This window comes from Prescottella agglutinans, assembly GCF_004011865.1.
Lineage (GTDB): Bacteria > Actinomycetota > Actinomycetes > Mycobacteriales > Mycobacteriaceae > Prescottella > Prescottella agglutinans.
In genome coordinates this window covers 13,835-34,878 of sequence record NZ_RKLP01000012.1, presented here as the reverse complement: position 1 = coordinate 34,878, position 21,044 = coordinate 13,835, and the positions used below count along the sequence as shown (strand labels likewise).

The 21,044-nt window shown below is 67.4% G+C and carries 20 protein-coding genes and 1 riboswitch; of the genes, 10 read left to right on the top strand and 10 right to left on the bottom strand.

Translation table 11 applies throughout. The annotated features are described in order from the left end of the window. Positions 1-109: 109 nt before the first annotated feature. Together EGT67_RS20910 and EGT67_RS20905 are read left to right on the top strand one after the other, a co-directional pair. A complete protein-coding gene (locus EGT67_RS20910; RefSeq protein WP_127918030.1) occupies positions 110-1,747 on the top strand; it encodes a sensor histidine kinase in 1,638 nt (545 codons plus the stop codon). After that, the gene (locus EGT67_RS20905) at positions 1,744-2,448 is read left to right on the top strand and encodes a response regulator (RefSeq protein WP_127918029.1); all 705 of its coding nucleotides are present in this window, start codon (positions 1,744-1,746) and stop codon (positions 2,446-2,448) included. Before EGT67_RS20910 ends, EGT67_RS20905 begins: the two co-directional genes overlap by 4 nt. Positions 2,449-2,458: 10 nt before the next feature. Here EGT67_RS20905 and EGT67_RS20900 read toward each other — a convergent pair whose 3' ends face one another. Next, complete coding sequence (locus EGT67_RS20900; protein WP_241566156.1) at positions 2,459-4,570, bottom strand: S9 family peptidase; 2,112 nt, start codon at positions 4,568-4,570, stop codon at positions 2,459-2,461. A 16-nt stretch (positions 4,571-4,586) separates the two neighbouring features. Further along, positions 4,587-5,471: a phosphoribosylaminoimidazolesuccinocarboxamide synthase gene (locus EGT67_RS20895; RefSeq protein ID WP_127918027.1), complete on the bottom strand. Its 885-nt coding sequence runs from the start codon at positions 5,469-5,471 to the stop codon at positions 4,587-4,589. Between the two features lie 215 nt (positions 5,472-5,686). On the opposite strand from EGT67_RS20895, the gene EGT67_RS20890 reads away from it, so the two are divergent. The 5 genes from EGT67_RS20890 (at position 5,687) to EGT67_RS20870 (ending at position 10,957) form a co-directional block, all read left to right on the top strand. Next, positions 5,687-7,135 (top strand): MDR family MFS transporter, encoded by a 1,449-nt coding sequence (locus tag EGT67_RS20890; RefSeq protein ID WP_127918026.1) that lies wholly within the window; start codon positions 5,687-5,689, stop codon positions 7,133-7,135. A gap of 12 nt (positions 7,136-7,147) precedes the next feature. Beyond that, positions 7,148-7,332, top strand: a riboswitch (cobalamin riboswitch). 73 nt (positions 7,333-7,405) lie between these two features. Continuing rightward, a complete protein-coding gene (locus EGT67_RS20885) occupies positions 7,406-8,350 on the top strand; it encodes an ABC transporter substrate-binding protein (RefSeq protein ID WP_127918025.1) in 945 nt (314 codons plus the stop codon). Further along, the gene (locus tag EGT67_RS20880) at positions 8,347-9,405 is read left to right on the top strand and encodes a FecCD family ABC transporter permease (protein WP_127918024.1); all 1,059 of its coding nucleotides are present in this window, start codon (positions 8,347-8,349) and stop codon (positions 9,403-9,405) included. The genes EGT67_RS20885 and EGT67_RS20880 overlap by 4 nt, the downstream gene beginning before the upstream one ends. Further along, the gene (locus EGT67_RS20875) at positions 9,402-10,211 is read left to right on the top strand and encodes an ABC transporter ATP-binding protein (RefSeq protein ID WP_127918023.1); all 810 of its coding nucleotides are present in this window, start codon (positions 9,402-9,404) and stop codon (positions 10,209-10,211) included. The genes EGT67_RS20880 and EGT67_RS20875 overlap by 4 nt, the downstream gene beginning before the upstream one ends. Then, positions 10,208-10,957, top strand: a complete 750-nt coding sequence (locus EGT67_RS20870) for a (2Fe-2S) ferredoxin domain-containing protein (RefSeq protein WP_127918022.1) — start codon at positions 10,208-10,210, stop codon at positions 10,955-10,957. Before EGT67_RS20875 ends, EGT67_RS20870 begins: the two co-directional genes overlap by 4 nt. 11 nt (positions 10,958-10,968) lie before the next feature. Here the strand turns inward: EGT67_RS20870 and EGT67_RS20865 are convergent, their stop codons facing one another. The 8 genes from EGT67_RS20865 to EGT67_RS20830 form a co-directional block, all read right to left on the bottom strand. Continuing rightward, positions 10,969-11,313 (bottom strand): RidA family protein, encoded by a 345-nt coding sequence (locus EGT67_RS20865; protein ID WP_164877626.1) that lies wholly within the window; start codon positions 11,311-11,313, stop codon positions 10,969-10,971. Positions 11,314-11,384: 71 nt separating this feature from the next. After that, a complete protein-coding gene (locus EGT67_RS20860) occupies positions 11,385-12,218 on the bottom strand; it encodes a mycofactocin-coupled SDR family oxidoreductase (protein ID WP_127918020.1) in 834 nt (277 codons plus the stop codon). 32 nt (positions 12,219-12,250) lie between these two features. Then, positions 12,251-13,282 carry an ABC transporter permease gene (locus EGT67_RS20855; RefSeq protein ID WP_127918019.1) on the bottom strand — a complete coding sequence of 344 codons (1,032 nt, stop codon included), beginning with the start codon at positions 13,280-13,282 and terminating at the stop codon, positions 12,251-12,253. Then, on the bottom strand, positions 13,245-14,756 hold the full coding sequence (locus EGT67_RS20850) for a sugar ABC transporter ATP-binding protein (protein ID WP_127918018.1): 1,512 nt from the start codon (positions 14,754-14,756) through the stop codon (positions 13,245-13,247). The genes EGT67_RS20855 and EGT67_RS20850 overlap by 38 nt, the downstream gene beginning before the upstream one ends. Before the next feature lie 32 nt (positions 14,757-14,788). Next, complete coding sequence (locus EGT67_RS20845) at positions 14,789-15,952, bottom strand: sugar ABC transporter substrate-binding protein (RefSeq protein WP_127918017.1); 1,164 nt, start codon at positions 15,950-15,952, stop codon at positions 14,789-14,791. A gap of 68 nt (positions 15,953-16,020) precedes the next feature. Beyond that, entirely contained in the window at positions 16,021-17,283 is a 1,263-nt protein-coding gene (locus EGT67_RS20840; RefSeq protein WP_127918016.1) for an aminotransferase-like domain-containing protein, read from the bottom strand. Between the two features lie 56 nt (positions 17,284-17,339). Continuing rightward, positions 17,340-18,173, bottom strand: coding sequence for a mycofactocin-coupled SDR family oxidoreductase (locus EGT67_RS20835; protein ID WP_127918015.1), 834 nt, complete (start codon positions 18,171-18,173; stop codon positions 17,340-17,342). Positions 18,174-18,182: 9 nt separating this feature from the next. Continuing rightward, a complete protein-coding gene (locus EGT67_RS20830) occupies positions 18,183-19,040 on the bottom strand; it encodes an SDR family NAD(P)-dependent oxidoreductase (protein ID WP_164877625.1) in 858 nt (285 codons plus the stop codon). Between the two features lie 384 nt (positions 19,041-19,424). Here EGT67_RS20830 and EGT67_RS20825 point away from each other — a divergent pair, with 384 nt between their 5' ends. The 3 genes from EGT67_RS20825 to EGT67_RS20815 are packed head-to-tail and all read left to right on the top strand — an operon-like array spanning position 19,425 to position 20,907. Further along, on the top strand, positions 19,425-19,988 hold the full coding sequence (locus tag EGT67_RS20825) for a TetR/AcrR family transcriptional regulator (protein WP_206612454.1): 564 nt from the start codon (positions 19,425-19,427) through the stop codon (positions 19,986-19,988). Beyond that, on the top strand, positions 19,985-20,617 hold the full coding sequence (locus tag EGT67_RS20820) for a TetR/AcrR family transcriptional regulator (RefSeq protein ID WP_164877624.1): 633 nt from the start codon (positions 19,985-19,987) through the stop codon (positions 20,615-20,617). The genes EGT67_RS20825 and EGT67_RS20820 overlap by 4 nt, the downstream gene beginning before the upstream one ends. Continuing rightward, the gene (locus EGT67_RS20815) at positions 20,614-20,907 is read left to right on the top strand and encodes an Rdx family protein (RefSeq protein ID WP_127918011.1); all 294 of its coding nucleotides are present in this window, start codon (positions 20,614-20,616) and stop codon (positions 20,905-20,907) included. The genes EGT67_RS20820 and EGT67_RS20815 overlap by 4 nt, the downstream gene beginning before the upstream one ends. Positions 20,908-21,044 lie beyond the last annotated feature (137 nt).

Genomic DNA, 21,044 nt, shown 5'->3' with positions numbered 1-21,044 from the left:
GCGCGTGATCGTCGAGTGACTGCGATCACGCCGTACCGCCCGGGAGAATGCTGGTACCGATCCAGGCACCGGAGAAGTTTGTGTTCATAAGTTTCACGGAAGGACTGGCATGGCTCGGGCCGTGTCCCGCAAACCGCTGAGCGTCGCGCGGCAACTGCTGATTCTCCAGTTGGTGGTGTTGACGCTGGTCGTGACGGCGCTGTCCGCGCTGACGATCGTCGACGAGCGCCGTGACTCCGACGAGGCGACCCGGCGGGAAGTGACCGGCATCGCAGAGACCCTCGCGCTGTCGGGTTCCACGATCGCGGCACTGCGCTCCCCCGACCCCACTGCCGCCCTGCAACCGGAGGTCGAACGAATCCGGCAGGCGACGGGCACCGACTTCATCGTCGTCATGGCGCCCGACCGGACGCGCTACACGCACCCCGACCCGGCGCTGATCGGGCAGCGCTTCGAGGGGCACATCGAGCGGGCGCTGGCTGGCGAGACGTTCACGGAGACGTACTCGGGTTCGCTCGGTCCGTCGATCCGCGCGGTCACGCCGGTGCAGGCCGACGGGCAACTGCTCGGTCTCGTGTCGGTCGGGGTGACCCGGGAACGCATCGGTGAGCAGTTCGCCGACGGGCTGCCACCGCTGATCGGGGTCTTCGGGATCGCGGTGGGGATCGCCGCACTCGGCTCGGTCCTGGTGAGCAACCGGCTGCGGCGGCAGACGCTCGGCCTCGACCCGGATCAGCTGCGCCGCCTCTACGAGCACCACGACGCGGTGCTGCGATCGATCTCCGAGGGACTGATCGTGTTCGGCCGGGACCGGGACGGCCGGGTCCGGGTGGACGTGATCAACGACGAGGCCCGCCGGCTGCTGTGGCTGCCGGACGGCCCGATCATCCCGGACCAGCTGCCGGAGACCCTGCGCCGCATCGGGCCGGACGCCGACGAGGAACACGACGAGGTGCACGTCACGGCGGACCGGGTGCTGATCGTCGGACGCGCGCCCGTGCTGTGGGAGGGTCGACGCATCGGCACGGTCGTGACGCTGCGGGACCACACCGAACTGCAGAGCGCGCTGGGCGAACTCGATTCCGCGCGCAGCGTCGCCGAGTCGCTGCGCGCGCAGGCCCACGAGTACGCGAACCGGCTGCACACGATCGTGACGATGGTCGAACTGGGCCGCAGCGACGAGGCGGTCGCGTTCACCACGGCCGAACTGGCGACGTCGCAGCAGCTGATCGACCGCCTGACCGCCGCCGTGCACGAGCCCGCGCTCGCGGCGCTGTTGCTGGGCAAGGCGACCGAGGCGGCCCAGCAGGGCGTCGAGCTGACGGTCACCGAGGACACCGCGCTCGGCCCCACCCGTGCGCTCAGCCCGCTCGAGCTCGTGACCGTGGTCGGAAATCTGATCGACAACGCGATCGAGGCGGCACGCGCCTCGGACGAGGACAACCCGTGGGTGGAAGTGACCGTGGCGGAGGAGGATTCGAAACTCGTCATCCGCGTGGCCGACAGCGGACCCGGCATGGATCCCGAGACGCTCGCGCGGGCGACGACCCACGGCTACTCGACCAAACCGGTGGACGGGCGCCCGGCCCGCCAGCGCGGCCTCGGTCTCGCGCTCGTGGCCCAGGTGGTGGCCCGGCACGGTGGGCGACTTCGCACCGAACCCTCGCTGGCGGGCATGCTGGTGATCGAGATTCCACTGTCGACTGCGACGGGGCGGGACGATACCGGGAAGGACGGCGACCGATGATCCGCGTGCTGATCGTCGAGGACGAACCGTTGATCGCCGAGGCGCACCGCTCGTATGTCGAACGCATCGAGGGCTTCTCGGTGCACGCGGTCGCGCACACCGCCGGCGACGCGTTGCGGGCAGTGGCCGAGGCCGCCACGTCCGACGCACCGATCGACCTGGTCCTGCTCGACATCGGCCTCCCCGACGCGAGCGGACTGGACCTCGCGGGTGCGCTGAGCGGCCTGCGCCCCACTCCCGGCATCATCGCCGTCACGTCGGACCGCGACCTCGACGTCGTGCGGACGGCCGTCACCCGCGGGGTGGTGCTGTATCTGCTCAAGCCGTTCACGTTCGCGGCGCTGCGCGACAAACTCGAGCACTACCGCGAGTTCCGGGACGCGCTGTCCGCGGGCGGGTCCGCGGCGAGCCAGCGTGACATCGATCGGGCGATGGCGGTGCTGCGCAGCGCCGACGAACGGGCCACCACCCCGAAAGGCGTTGCCCCGCAGACTGCGGACCTGATCGGGGCGTGCGTGCGCGACGCCGACCGACCGGTGACGGCGGCCGAGGTGGCCGCCGCCGTCGGGGTGTCCCGGGTGACCGCGTGGCGCTACCTGGAACGCCTCGCCGACGACGGCGCGCTGGCTCGGGAGACGCAGTACGGTCGGGCGGGCCGCCCGCAGGTGCGCTACACCTGGGCGGCCTCCCCGTCACGCTGAGCCGGCGTCGTTACACGGCGCCGGCCGTGTCGAGCACCCACGCGTACTCGAACGCGACTTCCTTCCACTTCTCGTACCGCCCGCTGACGCCGCCGTGACCGGCGCTCATCTCGGTCTTGAGCAGCAGCGGCGCGTCGCCGGTCTTCGTCGACCGCAGGGCCGCAACCCACTTCGCGGGTTCGACGTAGAGGACCCGGGTGTCGTTGATGCTCGTGATCGCGAGGATCGCCGGGTAGTCCTTGGCCTCGACGTTCTCGTACGGGCTGTACGAGCGCATGTACTCGTACACGTGCGGGTCCGCGAGCGGATTGCCCCACTCGTCCCACTCGATCACCGTCAGCGGCAGATCCGGGTCGAGGATCGACGTGAGCGGATCCACGAACGGCACGTTCGCGAGGATGCCCGCGAACAGTTCGGGGGCGAGGTTCGCGACCGCACCCATCAGCAGACCGCCCGCGCTGCCGCCGTCGGCCACCAACTGATCTGGCGTCGTACGCCCCTCGTCGACGAGATGCCGTGCACACGCAACGAAGTCGGTGAAGGTGTTCTTCTTGGTGAGGGTCTTGCCGTTCTCGTACCAGTGCCGGCCCATCTCACCGCCGCCGCGGACGTGCGCGACGGCGAAGACCATGCCGCGGTCGAGCAGCGACAGGCGTGCGACCGAGAACGCGGGATCCATGCTGGCCTCGTACGAGCCGTACCCGTACAGCAGGGTCGGGGCCGGATCGCCGCCGAGTCCCTTGCGCCGCACGATCGAGAGCGGGATGCGGGTGCCGTCGTCGGCGACGGCCCACTCGCGGTGCTGCTCGTAGTCGGCCGGGTCGAACCCGCCGAGCACGGGCTGCGACTTGCGCAGCAGCAGTTCGCCGGTCGCCAGGCGGTAGTCGTACACGCGCGAGGGCGTGATGAACGACGTGTAGCCGATCCGCAGCGTCGGCTGCTCCCATTCCGGGTTGGACCCGAGGCCGACCGAGAACAGTTCCTCGTCGAACTCCATCTCGGTGAGCTCGCCGTAGCCCTCGGGGGTGAGCGGCCAGATCGCCACCCGGGTGAGCACGTCCCGGCGGTAGCTGAGCACGAGGTGATCGGCGAAGGTGTCGATGTCCTCGAGCCGCACGTCGTGGCGGTGCGGGACAAGGATTTCCATCGCGCTCGGATCGGCGACGGGGGCCTGCGCGAGCACGAAGTTCTCGGCCTTCTCGCCGTCGACCACGTCGTTGTGCAGGATCAGGAAGCGGTCCTCACCGGCGATCACGGCGTGCTCGGCCGAGTACTCGACGCCCTCGCGGCGCGGCAGGATCACCCGGAACTCGCCCTCGGGGTTCGCCGACTCGAGGATCCAGCCCTCGGTGGTCACCTTCGAGCCGAGCCAGATCATCAGGTACTTCTCGCTGCGCGTCGAGCCGACCGCCACCCAGTAGCGGTCGTCCGGCTCGTGGAAGACCTGGACGTCCTCGTCCTGCCCGGTGCCGAGCTTGTGCCGCCACACCGTGTCGGGCCGCCACGACTCGTCGACCGTGAGGTAGAAGATGTGCCGGTGGTCGACGGCCCACGTCGCGCCCGGCGCGGTGTTCGGGATCTCGTCGGCCAGCAGTTCACCGGTGGCGAGGTTCTTGAACCGCAGCGTGTAGCGCTCGTCGCCGACGACGTCGACCGAGTACGCCAGCAGTGTGCCGTCGTGGCTCACCGAGAACGCTCCGACGGAGAAGAACTCGTGTCCCTCCGCCTCGACGTTGCCGTCGAGCAGCACCTGCTCGCCCTCGATCGCGGTGTCGGCCGACAGCTCGGGCGGCGTCCAGTCGTCGGGCCCGGAGATCGGGCACCGGCAGTTGACGCCGTACTGCTTGCCCTCGATGGTGCGCGCGTAGTACCACCAGTCACCCAGTCGCGTCGGCACCGACATGTCGGTCTCCTGCGTGCGCGACTTGATCTCCTGGAAGACCTTCTCCCGCAACGGCTCCAGGTGCTCGAGCTGCTGAGCGGTGTAGGCGTTCTCGGCCTCGAGGTACTCGATGACCTCCGGGTCCTCCTTGGCCCGCAACCACTCGTAGTGATCGACGAACGTGTCCCCGTGATGGGTCCGCTCGAACGGCACCCGCTTGGCGACGGGCGGAGTCAGCATCGGGGGCACGGTCATCTCAGCCCACCCAATCCTCGAACGACAGACCGGAGATGCGCTCGTACGCCTCGATGTAGCGCGCACGGGTCGCGTCGACGATGTCCTGCGGCAGCGGCGGGGGCGGCGTGTCCGACGCGCGGTCCCAGCCGGACTCCGGGCTGGTGAGCCAGTTGCGCACGAACTGCTTGTCGAAGCTGGGCTGCACCTTGCCGGGCTCGTAGCCGTCGGCCGGCCAGTAGCGCGATGAGTCGGGCGTGAGGACCTCGTCGGCGAGGACCAGGTTGCCGTCGGCGTCGAGCCCGAATTCGAACTTGGTGTCGGCGAGGATGATCCCGCGGTCCCGCGCGAAGCTGGCGGCCCGGAAGTAGATGTCGAGCGTGTCGTCCCGCAGCTTGACCGCGAGATCCTGGCCGACCTTGTCGACGACCGTCTGGAAGTCGATGTTCTCGTCGTGGTCGCCGAGGTCGGCCTTGCTGGCGGGGGTGAAGATCGGCTCGGGCAGCTGGCTGGCCTCGACCAGACCCTCCGGCAACGCGACACCGCACACCGCGCCGGTGCTGTTGTAGTCCGCCAGGCCCGACCCGGTGAGGTAGCCGCGGGCCACGCACTCGACCGGGAGCATGTTCAGCTTGCGCACCACCAGCGCGCGGCCGAGAACCTCCTCGGGGATGCGCTCGTCGAGCGGGTCGCCGGCGAGGTGGTTGGTGCCGCCGAGCTTCTCGAAGAAGAACACGCTCATCGCGGTGAGCACGCGACCCTTGTCCGGGATGGGCGTGCTGAGCACGTGGTCGTAGGCCGAGATCCGGTCACTGGCGACCAGCAGCAGGTGCTCGTCGTCGATCGTGTACAGATCGCGGACCTTGCCGCCGGCCAGGTGGGTGTAGGACTCGAGTGAAGGACGCACGTCCTCAACCCTATCGGTCGCCCCGATCGGCGCACCCCACAGCACGTGACTGCTCTATTACCCCCGCTCCCGCGTTTTGCGCACTTGTCGCCCGGAATCGGCCCGGGAAAGCGCGGCAAGTGCGCAAAACGCGGGGTGGGTGGAGGCGGGAAATGGTCCCGGCCGGAGATCATTAGTCTTGTTCCAGACCTAGCGATCGATCGGCGGGAGGGTGGATGACCGGCACGACCGTCGCAGCCAGGGCATCGGTGGGACTGCGTTCGGAGCGCGGCCCGATCCTGCTGTCGCTGATGCTCAGCACGTCCCTCGTCGCGCTCGACAGCACGATCATCGCGACCGCGGTGCTCACGATCGTCAGCGACCTGGGCGGCTTCACGCAGTTCCCGTGGCTGTTCTCGATCTATCTGCTCGCGCAGGCCGTGTCGGTGCCGGTCTACGGCAAACTCGCCGACGTCTTCGGCCGCAAGCCGATCATGCACCTGGGTATCGCGCTGTTCGCGGTCGGGTCGCTGCTGTGCGGCGTGGCCTGGAGCATGCCCGCACTGATCGTGTTCCGGGCGATCCAGGGTCTGGGCGCCGGCGCGGTACAGCCGATGAGCATGACGATCGCCGGCGACATCTACACCGTGGCCGAACGCGCGAAGGTCCAGGCGTACATCGCCAGCGTGTGGGCCATGTCCGCGGTGCTGGGCCCGACGCTCGGCGGTGTGTTCTCCGAATACCTGTCGTGGCGCTGGATCTTCCTGGTCAATCTCCCGCTGTGTGCGCTGGCGGCGTGGATGCTGCAGCGCCGGTTCTCCGAGACCACGACGAGGAGAACCGGGACCGGCACCCGCCGGCGCACCGACTACGCGGGCGCGGTGCTGCTCACGACGGGCGCGACGCTGGTGATCCTCGGACTCCTCGAGGGCGGCCAGGCGTGGGCGTGGGTGTCCCCGGCCGGAATCGGTGTCTTCGTCGTCGGCGCTGTTCTCCTCGGCGCGTTCGTCCTCGTCGAGCGCCGCGCGGCGGATCCGATCCTGCCGCTGCACATGCTCACCCGCCGGGTCGTCGTCGCGAGCAGCCTGGCGTCGATGGCGGTCGGCGCGATCGTCACGGGTCTGACGTCCTACGTGCCCACCTTCGTGCAGGGTGCGCTCGGCACGGGCGCATTGGTCGCGGGGTTCGCGCTGGCGGTGCTCAGCATCGGCTGGCCGCTGGCGGCGTCCCAGGCCGGGCGGCTGTACCTGCGAGTCGGCTTCCGCACCACCCCGCTGATCGGCAGCGCCCTGGTGGTCGTCGGTTCGGTGCTGCTGACGCTGCTGTCGTCCGCGTCCGCCGTGTGGCACGTCGGTGCCGTCAGCTTCGTCATCGGATCGGGCCTCGGCCTGATCGCCACGCCGACGCTCATCGCGGCGCAGTCCAGCGTCGACTGGAGCGAACGCGGGGTGGTGACGTCGACGAACATGTTCGCCCGCTCGATCGGCAGCGCCATCGGGATCGCGGTGTTCGGCGCCCTCGTCAACTCACGTGTCGGCGACGCCGCGGAGCCGGATCCGACGGATCTCGCCGACGCGATCCACCTCGTCTTCATCGGCATCGTCGGCGTCGCGGTGCTGCTGACACTGTCGTCGGCGCTGATGCCGCGGTCCGCGAAAGCAGACAAGGCGGGCAGCGCCGCCTGACCGGTCGTCTATTCTTCACGATGTCGTCACGGTGTTCGGGAAGTCCGGTTGAAGCCGGCGCGGTACTCGCCACTGTGGGCAGGTACGTCGACTACTAGGGGCTCGACCCCAGCCACTGGATGCACGCGCATCCGGGAAGGCGTAGTCGGCGGTCATCCCTGCCGAGCCAGGAGACCGGCCGTGACGCAGAACTGCACGTTTTCCACGAGTCATGGAAGGCGGGTCGCTTTGCGCACCCTTGTATCTCGCCGAGTCATCTCCTCCGCGGCGGTGTCGATCGTTGCCGCGCTCACTCTCTCCGCGTGTGGCGGATCGTCGGACTCCGACGCCGACGCCGCGTCGATCTTCCTGCAGAACTGTGGCCGCACCGTCACGCTCGACGGTCCGGCCGAGCGGGCCGTCACCCTCAACCAGGGCGCCACCGAGTCGGCGCTGTCGATCGGTGCCGAGGGGCAGATGGTCGGCACCGCGTACCTCGACGACACCGTCGCCCCGCAGTGGCAGGCCACGTACGCGCAGATTCCGGCGCTGGACGAGAAGGACTACCCGAGCCGCGAGGCGCTGCTCGAGACCAAGCCGGACCTGGTGCTGGCGTCGTACTCGAGCGCGTTCGACGACAAGGCCGTCGGCTCGCACGAGTCGTTCGACGAACTGGGCATCGCCACGTACGTCTCGCCGTTCGGCTGCAAGGACAAGTCGACGCGCCCGCCGGTCGCGTGGGATTCCATCGCCACCGAGATCACCGACTACGGCACCCTGTTCGGCCGCGAGACCGAGGCCGACGCCGTCGTCGCGCAGATGCGGACCACCCTCGCCGGCATCGAGTCCGCCGCTCCGGCGAAGGGCAAGACGATCTTCTGGTACGACAGCAACACCGACACCCCGTACGTCGGCGGCAACGCGGGCGGCCCGCAGCTGATCATCGACGCGGTCGGCGGCACCAACGTCTTCGCGAACTCCAATGGCGCCTGGCTGGACGGCAGCTGGGAGACGGTACTGGCCGCGAACCCGGACGTCATCGTCCTGGCCGACGCGTCGTGGGACACCGCAGAGGAGAAGAAGAACTACCTCCGCAACGATCCCGCACTGAAGGATCTGAAGGCGGTGCGCGACAACGCGTTCGTCGTCGTCCCGTTCTCGGCGAGCACTCCCGGTCCGCGCCTGATCGAGGGTGCGACCCTCGTCAGCGAGCAGCTGGGCGGCGGCCGGGCATGAGCGTGAGCACCCGGGTTCCCGCCCGGGTACGGTCGACGACCGCCACCGCCTGGTCGGTGGCGCTGGCCGCGCTGCTCCTGGTGAGCTGCGCGGCCGGCGTCGCGATCGGCGCGGCCGACCTGTCGATCGGCACCGTCGTCGACGCCATCGCCGGACGTCTCGGCATCGGCCCCGGCACCGACCTGCTGACGACGCACATCGTCGTCGACCTGCGGCTTCCGCGGGTGCTCGCGGCGGCGCTCGTCGGCGCCGGCCTGGCGTTGTGCGGCGCCGTCCTCCAGTCGCTCACCGGCAATGCGCTGGCCGACCCCTATCTGCTGGGCATGTCGGGCGGCGCGTCGCTGGGTGCGGTGCTCGCGCTGACCGCCGGGGTCGGGACGATCGGCTTCCTCGGACTGAGCGCGGTGTCGGCGGCGGCGTTCGTCGCCGCCCTGGCCAGCCTGCTGCTGGTGTTCCTCATCTCGACGTCCCGCTCGGGCGCCCTCCTGCCCGGACGCCTCGTTCTCGCCGGCATCGCGGTCGGCCAGTTCGCGGCGGCCGTGACCTCGGCGCTGGTGCTGCTGGGTGACCGGGACGCCGCGCACCGCGTCCTGCAATGGACACTCGGATCCGTCGCCGGGGTGCGCTGGCCGGGGTTGGTCACCCTCGCCGTGGTGGTCGCGGTGACCACCGTCGTGATGCTGGCGCACGCCCGGGTGCTGGACTCGTTCGCATTCGGCGAGCGAGTCGCCGCGAGCCTGGGCACCGACGTCGAACGGTCCCGCTGGGTGCTCTACGGCGTGGCGTCGCTGTGCACGGCGGCCCTCGTGGCGCAGGCCGGCGTGATCGGGTTCGTCGGACTCGTCGTCCCCCACGCCGCCCGAATGCTCGTCGGCCCGTTGCACGCTCGCCTGCTACCCGTCGTCGCACTCGTCGGCGCGGTGCTGCTGGTGTGGGCCGACATCGCGGCCCGCACCGTCATGCCGGGCCGCGAACTGCCGATCAGCATCGTCACCGCCGTCGTCGGCGTGCCGGTGTTCGTGGTGTTGCTGCGACGCCGGGGGGCACGCTCGTGAGTCACCACTCGCCCGAGATCCGTGTCGAGGACGTGTCGTGGTCGGTGGACGGCACCACCATCCTCGACCACGTGACGTGCCACGCCCCGTCCAGACGGGTCACCGGACTCATCGGCCCCAACGGCTCCGGCAAGACGTCGCTGCTGTCGGCGATGGCCCGCCTCACCCGCCCCGACAGCGGGCGCGTGATGATCGGCGACGAGCCTGCGACCGAGATGAATCGTCGCGAGTTCGCCCGGACCGTTGCACTGGTGGAACAGCATTCGGCGACCGAACTGGAACTGACGGTGGAGCAGATCGTCGAACTCGGCGTGATCCCGCACCGTGGTGGCTGGGCCCGACCGGCCGCGATCGGCACCGCCGACGTGGTCACCGAGAGCCTGGCGATGGCCGGGATCACCGAACTGCGACACCGGTTGTGGCAGAGCCTGTCCGGGGGCGAGAAGCAGAAGACACAGCTCGCCCGGGCCTTCGCGCAGCGCCCCTGTGTCGTGCTGCTCGACGAGCCCACCAACCACCTGGACGTCTCCGCGTCGCTCGACCTGCTCGACCTGATTCGTCACCGTGGCCTCACCACCGTCGCGGCGATGCACGACCTGAACCTGGCGGCGATGTACTGCGACCACCTGGTGGTCCTCCAACACGGCCGGGTCGTCACCGAAGGCACGCCCGGGGCCGTGCTCACCGAGGAACTGCTCGCGGACGTCTACGGACTCGATGCGCTGGTGCAGACGCACCCCCGAACCGGGCGCCCCCTGGTGGTGCTGTGCAGTCCCGCCACGGACACCGAAAGGTCTTTGTCATGAACACGATCCGACCCGACCGATGGGTGATTCTCACCGCGCCCACCGACCGTGGAGACGATCCCCGCGACCAACTGGGAGGCGCACTGGCGGCCCTGCGGGCGCGTCACCCCGACACCGAGTTCCGCACCGCGGTCCTGGGCGGATCCGGTCCCGCGATCGCCGTGGTCCTCGACGAGGCGGCCGACGCGGGCGCGACCGAGGTCGTCGTGATCAGCGCACAGACCGTGCTCGACCGCAAGATCGACGCGTGGTTCCGCCGCGTGATCGGACACTGGCTGCGCGAGAGGGGAACCGGTGCGCCGGACGTCCGGATCGCGGGCCCGCTCACCGACACCGCGAACTACGCGGACCTGCTGGCCGCCGCGGTCAACGGGCCGACGACGCCCGCCCGCACCACCACCGCTCCCCTCACCTCCCCCGCCTGGGACGAGGTGCCCGGCTTCGCCCGCCACGTGCTGGTGTGCCGCGGCCCGCGCTGCTCGGCCCGCGGCGGCCCGGAAACCGCGGCGGCCCTCGACGACGCGCTCGAGGCACGCGGTCTCGGTGACGACGACGTCCTCGTCACCCAGACCGGCTGCATGTTCCCGTGCTCGCAGGCGCCCGTCGTCGCCGTGTACCCGGACGACACCTGGTACGCCGGGATGCGCGCCGACCGCGTCGAGCGGTTCGTCGACGAGCATCTCGTAGCTGGTCGGCCGATCGCCGAGTGGGCCGGGACGCGACGACAGTGCGCACGCCGCGGGTGAGCGCATCCCGGCTATCCCCCGGGTGGCCGCACCACGGCCCATGCCTCCACCTCCATCAGCATCGCCGGATCCAGCAGACCTGCCACGACGACGGTCGTACCGGTAGGTGCAAGGTCACCGAAACGCTGCGCCCTCGCCGCGCTGTAGGCGCCGAACTGTGAGGCATCGGTGAGGTAGCAGACCAGCTTGACGACATCGCGGACACCCGCGCCGGCGAGTTGGAGTGCCGATTCGAGGTTGGCTAGGCATTGCTCAGCCTGCTCGCGGGGATCGGCGGAGATCACGTGTCCGTGTTCGCCGAGTGCGACCTGACCGGAAACCAGAACGAGTTCGCCGCAGCGCACGGCCTGAGACATTCCCGGAAACGTCAGATGCGGTGGGTTGAACCCGCGATAGACTGCCTGGTGAGCGTCGGATACCTTTGCCATCAGGGCATTCCCGCCGTCGCACCCGTGCAGACATCCAACGTGGATCCGGTGACGTAGCGCGCCCGCTCCGACACCAGATACAGCACCGCGTCCGCGACGTCCTGCGGGTCCACCCAGGGAACCCGCATCGGACTCATCTGCGCATAGACCTGCTCGACATCGTACCGAGTCGGCGAATCGTGTTCCGGACAGAACAATTCGTACATCGATGCGTTGTGCACCATCTCCGTGTCGACCGTGGCCGGACAGACCGCGTTCACAGTGATCCCGTATCGCGCCACTTCGAGCGCGAGGGACTTGACCAGTCCGATCACGCCCCACTTGGCAGCGACGTAGTGCGCGAGGTTCGGGTTACCCATACGACCGCCCATCGACGCAGTCGCCACGATCCGACCACTGCCCTGCGTCGTCATCGTGGGCGTCACGGCGCGCAGCGTCTTGAATACGCCCGTCAGATCGATGCCGATCATCTCGTCCCACATCGAATCGGTTATTTCCCAGAACTTTCCGTGCCCGCACACTCCCGCGTTCGCGACGCAGATGTCGAGCGCGCCGAACCGGTCGACCGTGTTCGCGACCGCGTCGTCGAGCGCGGCGCTGTCTCGCACATCGAGAACGAACGGAAGACATTCTCGACCGAGATCCTTGATCAGGCGGACGGTCTCCTGGAGATCGTCGGGTGTGGCGAGGGGGTATCGGATCGAAGGTACGTCGCGGCAGATGTCCGTCACGACAACGTCGGCACCTGCCCGCGCCAGGGTGAGCGCATGCGAACGCCCTTGCCCGCGTGCAGCTCCCGTAACGAATGCAACCTTGCCGGCCAAATTGGCCATGGCGTTCTCCTTGGTTGGTTCCGCGCTCCGAGTCAGGTCGACTTCGAGGTCTTGCGGATCTTGGTCAGGACCACGGCCAGGACGAGAGCCCCACCCTGGAACGTGGAGATCACCCAGAACGGGATTCCCCAGAGCTGCAGACCGTTGATTCCGACCGCGATGATTGCGAGTCCGACGAGTAGTCCCGCGACGTTGAATCGCCCCGGCTTGATCATGGTCGATCCGAGAAAGGCCGCCGCATAGCAAGGCAGCAGGTACTGCCCACCGACATCGGGTTGACCGGTTCCGATGCGTGCCGTGTAGACCAGACCGGCGAGCGCAGCGCAGAAGGCCGACGCACAGAATGCCAGGTAGAGAATGCGTTCCGTGGGGACTCCCGCCAGCCTCGATGCCTCCCGCCCGGCTCCGGTCGCATAGATCATCCGTCCGAGCGGCGTGTGTTCGAGGACGTAGTAGACGACAACGGCCAGGACGACGACACACACGATGGGGTTGGGTATGCCGAACACCTCGCCCCGTCCGAGGTCGGTGAAGGCTGTCGGAATGTCCTCGGAGACAGCCTTTCCGTTCGCGATGAGCTGTGAGATCCCCAGAAAGACAGAGCCCGTGCCGAGAGTCACGATGAACGGGTCGATCTGGAGTCGAACAACGAGAATTCCGTTCACGAAGCCCGCCAACGACCCGGCCAGCAAAGTGATGACGATGACGGCGATGACAGGCATCCGGCCAGAGGTTGCCTGGAACATCGACGCGGACGAGATGACCGACAGCGTGATCACACCGCCGATCGAGATGTCGAAGACGCCCGCTGCGAGGGGGAACAGGAGGCCCAGAGCGACGATCGCGGCAATCGCCTGGTTGTTCACCACCGCGACGAGGTTGCTGCTGGTCAGGAAAACACCGGGGAGGGCGATCGTGAATCCGATGATCATGGCGAGCAGCAACAGCGGCCCCGCCCATTTCGAGGCGAGAGAGTTGACGGACGCCCGCCGGGCAAGCGGAGGGCCGGCGTTCGGCTCCGACAGGTCAGGACGCGGCGTAGCAGAGTCCAACGATTCTTTCACGGGTGATCTCCTCCTCCTGTAACTCGGCTTGGACAACGCCGTCCCGGAATACGAGGACGCGGTCGCATGCTGCAGCAAGATCGTCGGTGTCAGACGAACAGAGCAGGACCGCAACGTTGTCCCGGGCAGCGGATTCGGCTATGACCCGGAGGATTTCGGCAGATCCTCCGACGTCGACGCCGTGCGTGGGTTCCTCGAGCACCAGGACGCGCGGCTCGATTCGCAGCCATCTGAGCACGAACACCTTCTGTGCGTTGCCTCCGCTGAGGAGTTCGATCGGGCGGTCGGGGTCCCGAGGTCGGATATCGAAACGATCGATCCCGCCCAGCACCTCCTTCGTCTCGACCCGACGGCTGAGGATCCCGCGACGTCGGAGCGTTCCGAGCTTCGAGATCGTCATGTTCTCGGCCACCGACATCGTGAAGATCGCCTTCAGGCGCCTCTCTCCGGGCAGCACGGCCACACCGCGCTCACGCATCGGCCGCGTACCGAACCGCTGCACAACTCGTCCCTCGACCCTGACCTCGCCCGATGTCACGGGTGCGGCGCCCTGCAACAACCGCACGACCTCGTGCACTCCCGATCCAGTGAGTCCGGCGATCCCGACGACCTCGCCGGCCCGCAGACTGAAGCTGGCACCCTTGAGTTCCCGCCCCGCGACAACGTCCACGAACTCGAGCCGAGTCTCACCGTCGCGCTTCCCAGCGGCTTCCCGAGTTCGCACGGGCGATATCTCGGTTCCCGCGATCACGCGCGCGAGTTCCGGACCGGTCAGATCGGCGACCTTCGATCGCAGCGCGACTTCGCCGTCCCTGAGCACGGTCACCTGATCGGCGATGTCGAGCACCTCCTCGAGCCGGTGAGTCACGTAGACGACGCCCACGCCACGTTCCACCAGGCGGCGGATCAGGTGGAACAGATTGCCAACCTGTTCCGCGGGCATCGCCGCAGTCGCCTCGTCCAGCACCAGTACCGTCACGGCACTTTGATCTCCGAGGGCTCGCGCCACCGCGACCTCGGTTCGTTCCACAGCGGACAGATCCGCGAGCGGGGCATCGAGATCGATATGGTCCAGTCCCAGTTCCGCGAGACTGCGCCTCGCCAGTTCTCGTTCGCGACCCCACCTGATGCGCCCGAGTCGACGGGCGTCGTAGTTGCCGACGCCGAGCCGTAGGTTCTCGAGAACCGTCAGCCCTTCGATCATCCCGATGTCCTGATGGATGAACCGCATTCCCGCATTGTGAATGCCCGCGACGTCACCGAATCTGATTGCTCTGCCGGCAACCGAGAACGCTCCGGATCCCGCGTCCGGCGTGTGGTAGCCCGACATTACCTTGATGAGAGTCGACTTTCCCGAGCCGTTGTGACCGAGCAACGCGTGGATCTCGCCGGCGGCGACTGCAAAGTCCACGCTGTCGAGTGCACGTTGCCCCGGATAGGTCTTGGAGATGGCGGAGAGTTCGAGTGTGGTCATCGCTCACACACCCTGGTAGGGCGCGGTCACGTTCATGCGACACCCCACAGCTGCTTGAACTGGTCACGGAAACCCGTTGCACCCTCGTAGGTTCCGCTCTGGGGAACGCTGGACTCGGTCATCAGAAGCTGGGTCGGGTTGGAGATCCCGTCCGGGATGGTCTGGCCGGCGGCGAGCCGCACTGCAGCATCGACCACGGTCCAGCCGTTCTCGTAAACGCCCGACGCCACGTCGGCCTTGATGATGTCGCCCTTTCGCACCAGTGCGAGCGACGGTTCGTCACCGTCGAAGGTTCCGACCGAGATCGAGTCCACCTTGCCGGCCTGCCGGACAGCATCCGATGCCATCAATCCGGAGAAGCCCGGAGTCCCGACGATCCAGTTCAACTTCGGATTCGACTGGATCGCTGCTTGCAGCGCCGGTGGCAGGTCCGTCTGTGCCGTGGCTGCGGAGAATCGCTTGACCGTGGCCTTGCAGGAGTCGCACTTGTCGAGAGCTGCCTCGATTCCTTCTGCCCGCTGTCCGTTGCATCCGTAGACGGTGTCGGCGAACACCGCCACTTCTGCCCTGCCTCCGCTCTCGGCGACGATGAAGTTGCCGAGCATCTCACCTTCCTGGCGACAGACGTTGCCGACCTCGACGGTGTTCCCCTTGGCAGGGTCCGGCATCTCCGAAGTGAACTGACCGATGACCGGAATTCCGGCGGCATGTGCATCCGCGTAGGCCTCGGCGGCGTCCGCCGCGGGTCGCGCGTTGTTGACGATCACATCGGGCTTGGCGTTCACCGCCTGACTCATGCAGTTCTGGAACGACGCGACGTCGGCTTTCGCATCACAGATCTTCACGGTGTATCCCAGAGCGGCGGCCGCCTCCTGGACACCCGTCACCTGCGCAACGCAACCAGGAATCGACTGGTCGCAGCCGACGAAGAAGATCGTGCGTGTCGACGGCGGCGTCACCGGCCCGAGCTCCGCCGCACGAATGACGGTGGGCACGGTGGTGGCGGCCTCGGCGGCACTTTCCGCGGCGGTCAACCAGGCACTGCCTGCTGGATCGGTGCCCGAAGGGCTCGCGGAATCGCCTCCGGCACCAGCGCAACCGACGACCACGACACTCGCGGTGATCACCGCGAGCACGCCGAGACCCACCCTCGCCAGTCGACCTCGCGCGGATCCACGTGTTGTCGATTTGGTCATGTCTTCCCCTTTCCACTCGGTTTCGAGACGTGCTCGAGGCGAACCGGGCACTCTGCGCCGGTTGCGATCTACGTGGTCACCCGGACGTTTGATGTGATGGCGTCACCGAGCGCCTTGATCCCGCGTTCGATCTCGTGGTCCGGGGCATGGCTGTAGGCCAGGCGCAGATACCCCTGTCCGGCCTCCTTCCCGAGGAACTTCTCCCCCGGTCGGCAGAAGACACCACTCATGGCCGCTGCATGCTGGGCTCTGTCCCAGTCCACGGATTCGTCGATCCGCAACCAGAGGTAGAAGCCGCCGTCGGGTACCTCGAAGTCGACGAGACCGCCGCAGTGGGCGTGCACTGCCGCCACCGCGATGTCACGCTTGCGTCGATAGACCGCGTTGACCTTCTCGATGTGTGGATCGAGCTTGCCCTGGGCGAGGTAGTCGGCCATCATGCGGCACATCCACTGGCTGACGCCGAGGTCCTGCCGGACCGACGCCAACGCGTGAATCATCTTTTCCGAAGCGCACATCCACCCGAGTCGCAACGCGGGCGCCAAGACCTTCGAGAACCCGTGCGACTGGATGACAAGCCCCGACGTATCCATGCTCCGCAGGGATGGCACCGTCTCCCCGCTGTAGCGGAGGTCGGCATAGATCGAGTCTTCGAGGACGATCAGTTCCCACTTCTCCGCGATCTCGAGCAGTCGGCGGCGACGCTCCTCCGGCATCACGACACACGTGGGGAGCTGGAACGTCGGAATGACATACAGCAGTTTGGGTTTGACACCGTCTCGACGGAGCTCCTCGAGGCGCGCTTCCAGCGATTCGATGACGAGCCCGTCCTGATCGATGTCCACAGTGCGGATGTCGGCACCACGCATCTGCATGAACCGCATCGCGTACGGGAAGGTTGCGGCCTCGACCAGAACACCGTCGCCCGGGTTGACGAACGCGTTGACCGCCAGTGCGATCGCCTGGACCGATCCCGAGGTCAGGATGAAGTTGTCGGCGGTCAGACCGCCAATGCCCTGCGTGCTCCGCAACCACGACGCCAGCTCCGCGCGCAGTCCGGTGTGACCGAGCATCAGCTCGATGTAGGAGGGCAGGTAGACGATCTGGTCGTTCGACTTGTCGTAGTCGAACGAGATGTACTCCAGTGCCAGCCCGCCGTCACGGTCGAGGACATCGCCCATCATCTGCTTGAAGTCGTCGATGGGGAATGTTTCCTCGGCGGCGATTCCCTGGTCGAAATTGAACGTGACCGCGGCGGGCGGGTCCGGGAAGAACAGCGCCGGACCATCCTGAGCCAGATCCGACAGGAGATGCGTCGGGTCGATTGTCATCGTAGAACTCCTTCGTTGTGGGGGTGCATGGGTGAAATGAGTGGTCCGGGTGCAGATCAGGCGACGTGGAAGGCGTTCCAGCCGGCCGCGACGTCGAAGGCATTGCCGGTGACGTATCGTGCGTCGTCCGAGGCCAGGAAGAGGACCGCGGCGCTCGCGTCGGCTACCTCGAGCCACGGAACGCCCATGGGATTGAGCCCGGCGAACACGTCGCGCACGTCGTCGGCTGTCGGCTCGGGCAGGTCCGGCCGGAACAGTCGGTAGGTCAACTGGTTGTGGCACATGTCCGTCGAGACCGACATCGGCGAGAACGCGTTGACCGTGATGTTGTGCGGTGCGAGTTCGATCGCCAACGACTTGACGAATCCGATGACGCCCCACTTCGAAGCGGCATAGTTGGCGTTGTTCGGACCGCCTTCCCGAGCGACCGACGAGGACGTGGCGATGATCCGTCCGCACCCTCGCTCGATCATGTGCGGGACGACGGCCCGAATACTGGTGGCGACGCCGGTGAGATTGACGTCGACCACGTCACGCCAGACGTCGTACGGCATGTCACGCAGCGGCCCGAACGAGGCGAGGCCCGCGTTCGCCACGAAGACGTCGACCTTGCCGAAGCGTTCGACGGCCGCTCCGACGAGCTTGTCCATGTCCGCGCTCGAACGCGTGTCCGCCAGCATCGTGGTGCACTGAGCGCCTATCGACCCGACCATTCGCGCCGTCTCCGCCAGCTGCTCGGGGGTCGACATCGGGGACGCGCAGGGGATCTGGCGTCCTAGATCGCACAGCACCAGCGACGCGCCCTGCTGCGCGAAGGAGAGCGCATGCGATCGACCCTGACCCTTGCCGGCCCCGGTTACGACGACGACCTGTCCTTCGAAGCTCCTCATCACCACTCCTCACGCCGTATTCGTCGCGGCCAGACCGGCCGAGACATCGAGAACCGAGCCCGTCATGTCGAGATTTGTCGATCCGATCGCGAACATTGCTGCATCACACACAGATTCGATCGAGACGTATGCGGCACCGCTGGGGTGGATCGCCTCGAGAGCTCGGCGCGCGGAGGTTTCGCCCACGTCTCCCACGGGGTTGCCACCGGCGCGTCCCGCCTGAACCAGCGCCCAGTAGCCGAGGCTGCGCGACATCGCGGTGTCGACGGGGCCGGGGGTGATGACGTTGACCCCCAGCCCGAACTGCGCCGACTCGAGTGCCAAGGACTTCGCGAGGCCGATCAACCCCCACGCCGCCGCCGCGTAGTGGGACAGACCTGCGGCTCCCCGCCGGCCTTCCTCCGCAGCCACGATCACCACGCGGCCGGTGCCCGACGACTCGAGACACCCGAGTGCGGACCGAACGCAGTGGTAGGTGCCGTGCAGATTGACGTCGATCACCGAGTCCCACTGCTCATCGGTCATCTCCGCCGCCGGCACCGCGCTTCGGATCCCCGCAGCGCACACGAGGGTGTCGATCGCGCCCAGTTCGGACACGGTCTCGGCGACCGCCGCGTCGACCGCCGCCGGGTCACGGACATCGACCGCGATCACGTGTACGCGACGTCCGAGCCTGCGGATCTCGGCTTCTGTCTCGCGCAGATTTCCCTCGTCGGACAGCGCGTAGTCGAGTGGTGGGTCGGACCACTCGGGCGCGTCCCAGATGGCGATATCCGCGCCGGCCGAGGCCAGGCGCATCGCAATGGCCGCACCGATACCGCGGGCTCCGCCCGTCACCACCGCGATGGACCCCTCTAGATCTCTCAATTGAACCCTCACATCCAGTGCCACCAAGCGATTGAAGAACCATTCAGGTGAGGCGACTATCCACCTGGATTCGATCGTTGTCAACGACTTGGCGGATTCGAGCAGATCCCGCGCTCTTCTACGAATTACTGTGCTAAACATCGATGTTCGAGGGAGAAAGCGTCCCGAACAGGGTTTGAACGGAGGTCGCGGTCGACACTGAATAGTCGCTCACCTACAGCCAACCCGGCTGCGCGCCACGGAGGCAACCACCGAGTAATATCGGGCTCCGGCAACAGACCACGCCCCGCTACGAGGGGCGCAAACCCAGGGCGGGGAATGGAAAACAAGCGCAGCTCCCGGGCGGTCGAATCCGCAGGATCGACGCCGACGAGAACTCTCATCGTGACGGCTGCCCGAGACGTCTTCATCGAGCGCGGCTTCTTCGACACTCGGATCACCGACATCACCGAGGCTGCGGGGGTCGCATCGGGGAGCTTCTACACGTACTTCGATTCGAAGGAACTCGTCTTCGAAGCGATGCTCGACGAGTTGGATGCCGCGATCATGCCGGCGCCTTGGTCCCCGACGGACGGCGTCCGGGAGTGGGTGTGCACGAATGCGAGGCACTACCTCGAGCAATTCGGGAGCCACGCGCCGTTCTGGAGACGCGTCGAGCAGGCGGCTCTCGGTAATCGCGGCATCAGTCGGATGCTCGCCGCACGTCGAGAGGTCTACGTCGCGCAGGTGCAGGACACGGTCTGTACCTGGGTCGACGCCGGGCTGGTCAGCCCCGGTGTCTCCGCGGACGTCACCGCGCTGGCGCTTGTCGCCACGACCGAGCAATGCGCCTTCCAGTGGTTCGTGCTCGAGGAAGGCACGCCCGCGATCGACGCCGCGGTGGACCAACTGACAGACCTGTGGTGCCGAGTGCTCCGCAGTTCCCGCACCGAAGGACAGGCACAGTGAGCGACAGGACGGCAATCACTCGCCAAGGAATGCGTACCCGTCGCACGCTCCTGCGCGCGGCTCGCCGCGTCTTCTCGGATCGAGGATTCCACCAGACGCGGGTCGCGGACGTCACCACCGAAGCCGGTGTCTCCGTAGGCACGTTCTATCGCTACTTCACGGACAAGAACGAACTGTTCAAGGATCTGATCGTCGAAGTCGAGGACGAGGTTTACGGCGAGCTGTCCTCCCCCGGAGTCGGCGCGGATCGACCGCGAGCCCGCATTGCGGAGACCAACCTCCTGTATCTCGAAGCGTTTCAACGTAACGCCGACTTCTGGAAGGTTCTCGGCGAGGCGGCACTGTCCAGCCCGGAGGCGCGCCGCGCCCTGACCGACCGACGGCGGTACTACCACGGCCGGACCCGACGCGCCTTCGCCCGTTGGCAGGACGAGGGGCTCATCGACGCGAACCTCGACATCGACGCGACCGCGTCGATGCTCGGCGCCATGACCGAACGGTGCGCCTACATCTGGTTCGTGTTCGGCGAGGCGCCAGACCTGCACGACGCTGCGGAGGAGTTGACCATCCTCTGGCTGAATGCGATCGGAATTGCAGACACCGAAGCGTCTGCGACCATGGAGTCATGACGACCACCGTGCCCCGCGTCACCATCACGTATTGCACACAGTGCAACTGGCTGCTCCGCGCCGGCTGGATGGCCCAGGAACTGCTGAACACCTTCGGAACCGATCTCGGCGAGGTGGCCCTGATCCCCGGCACCGGCGGCATCTTCCACGTCACCGCCGGTGAGGACGTGGTGTGGGATCGCAAGCGTGACGGCGGTTTTCCCGACATCGTGACGCTCAAGAAGCTGGTGCGCGACGCCGTCGTACCGGACCGCGATCTGGGGCACGCGGACCGGGCACGTAACGACTGAGTTCGGGGGGCTTGACGGTCGCCCGACCAGCGACCAGGCTTGATCACAGGCATGTTCGGGTGCACCACATCCCGTGAACCGGCCGACCCACATCACGCGTCGGCCGCAGTGAGACAGCTGTGCAACTGCACGACGGA

Coding starts and splice junctions, on each gene's coding strand:
- EGT67_RS20840 (WP_127918016.1), bottom strand. CDS start 17,283: ATGACAATCGACCCGACGCATCTCCTGTCGGATCTGGCTCAGGATGGT.
- EGT67_RS20905 (WP_127918029.1), top strand. CDS start 1,744: ATGATCCGCGTGCTGATCGTCGAGGACGAACCGTTGATCGCCGAGGCG.
- EGT67_RS20835 (WP_127918015.1), bottom strand. CDS start 18,173: ATGAGGAGCTTCGAAGGACAGGTCGTCGTCGTAACCGGGGCCGGCAAG.
- EGT67_RS20910 (WP_127918030.1), top strand. CDS start 110: ATGGCTCGGGCCGTGTCCCGCAAACCGCTGAGCGTCGCGCGGCAACTG.
- EGT67_RS20890 (WP_127918026.1), top strand. CDS start 5,687: ATGACCGGCACGACCGTCGCAGCCAGGGCATCGGTGGGACTGCGTTCG.
- EGT67_RS20850 (WP_127918018.1), bottom strand. CDS start 14,756: ATGACCACACTCGAACTCTCCGCCATCTCCAAGACCTATCCGGGGCAA.
- EGT67_RS20865 (WP_164877626.1), bottom strand. CDS start 11,313: ATGTCTCAGGCCGTGCGCTGCGGCGAACTCGTTCTGGTTTCCGGTCAG.
- EGT67_RS20880 (WP_127918024.1), top strand. CDS start 8,347: ATGAGCGTGAGCACCCGGGTTCCCGCCCGGGTACGGTCGACGACCGCC.
- EGT67_RS20900 (WP_241566156.1), bottom strand. CDS start 4,570: ATGCTGACTCCGCCCGTCGCCAAGCGGGTGCCGTTCGAGCGGACCCAT.
- EGT67_RS20870 (WP_127918022.1), top strand. CDS start 10,208: ATGAACACGATCCGACCCGACCGATGGGTGATTCTCACCGCGCCCACC.
- EGT67_RS20815 (WP_127918011.1), top strand. CDS start 20,614: ATGACGACCACCGTGCCCCGCGTCACCATCACGTATTGCACACAGTGC.
- EGT67_RS20860 (WP_127918020.1), bottom strand. CDS start 12,218: ATGGCCAATTTGGCCGGCAAGGTTGCATTCGTTACGGGAGCTGCACGC.
- EGT67_RS20845 (WP_127918017.1), bottom strand. CDS start 15,952: ATGACCAAATCGACAACACGTGGATCCGCGCGAGGTCGACTGGCGAGG.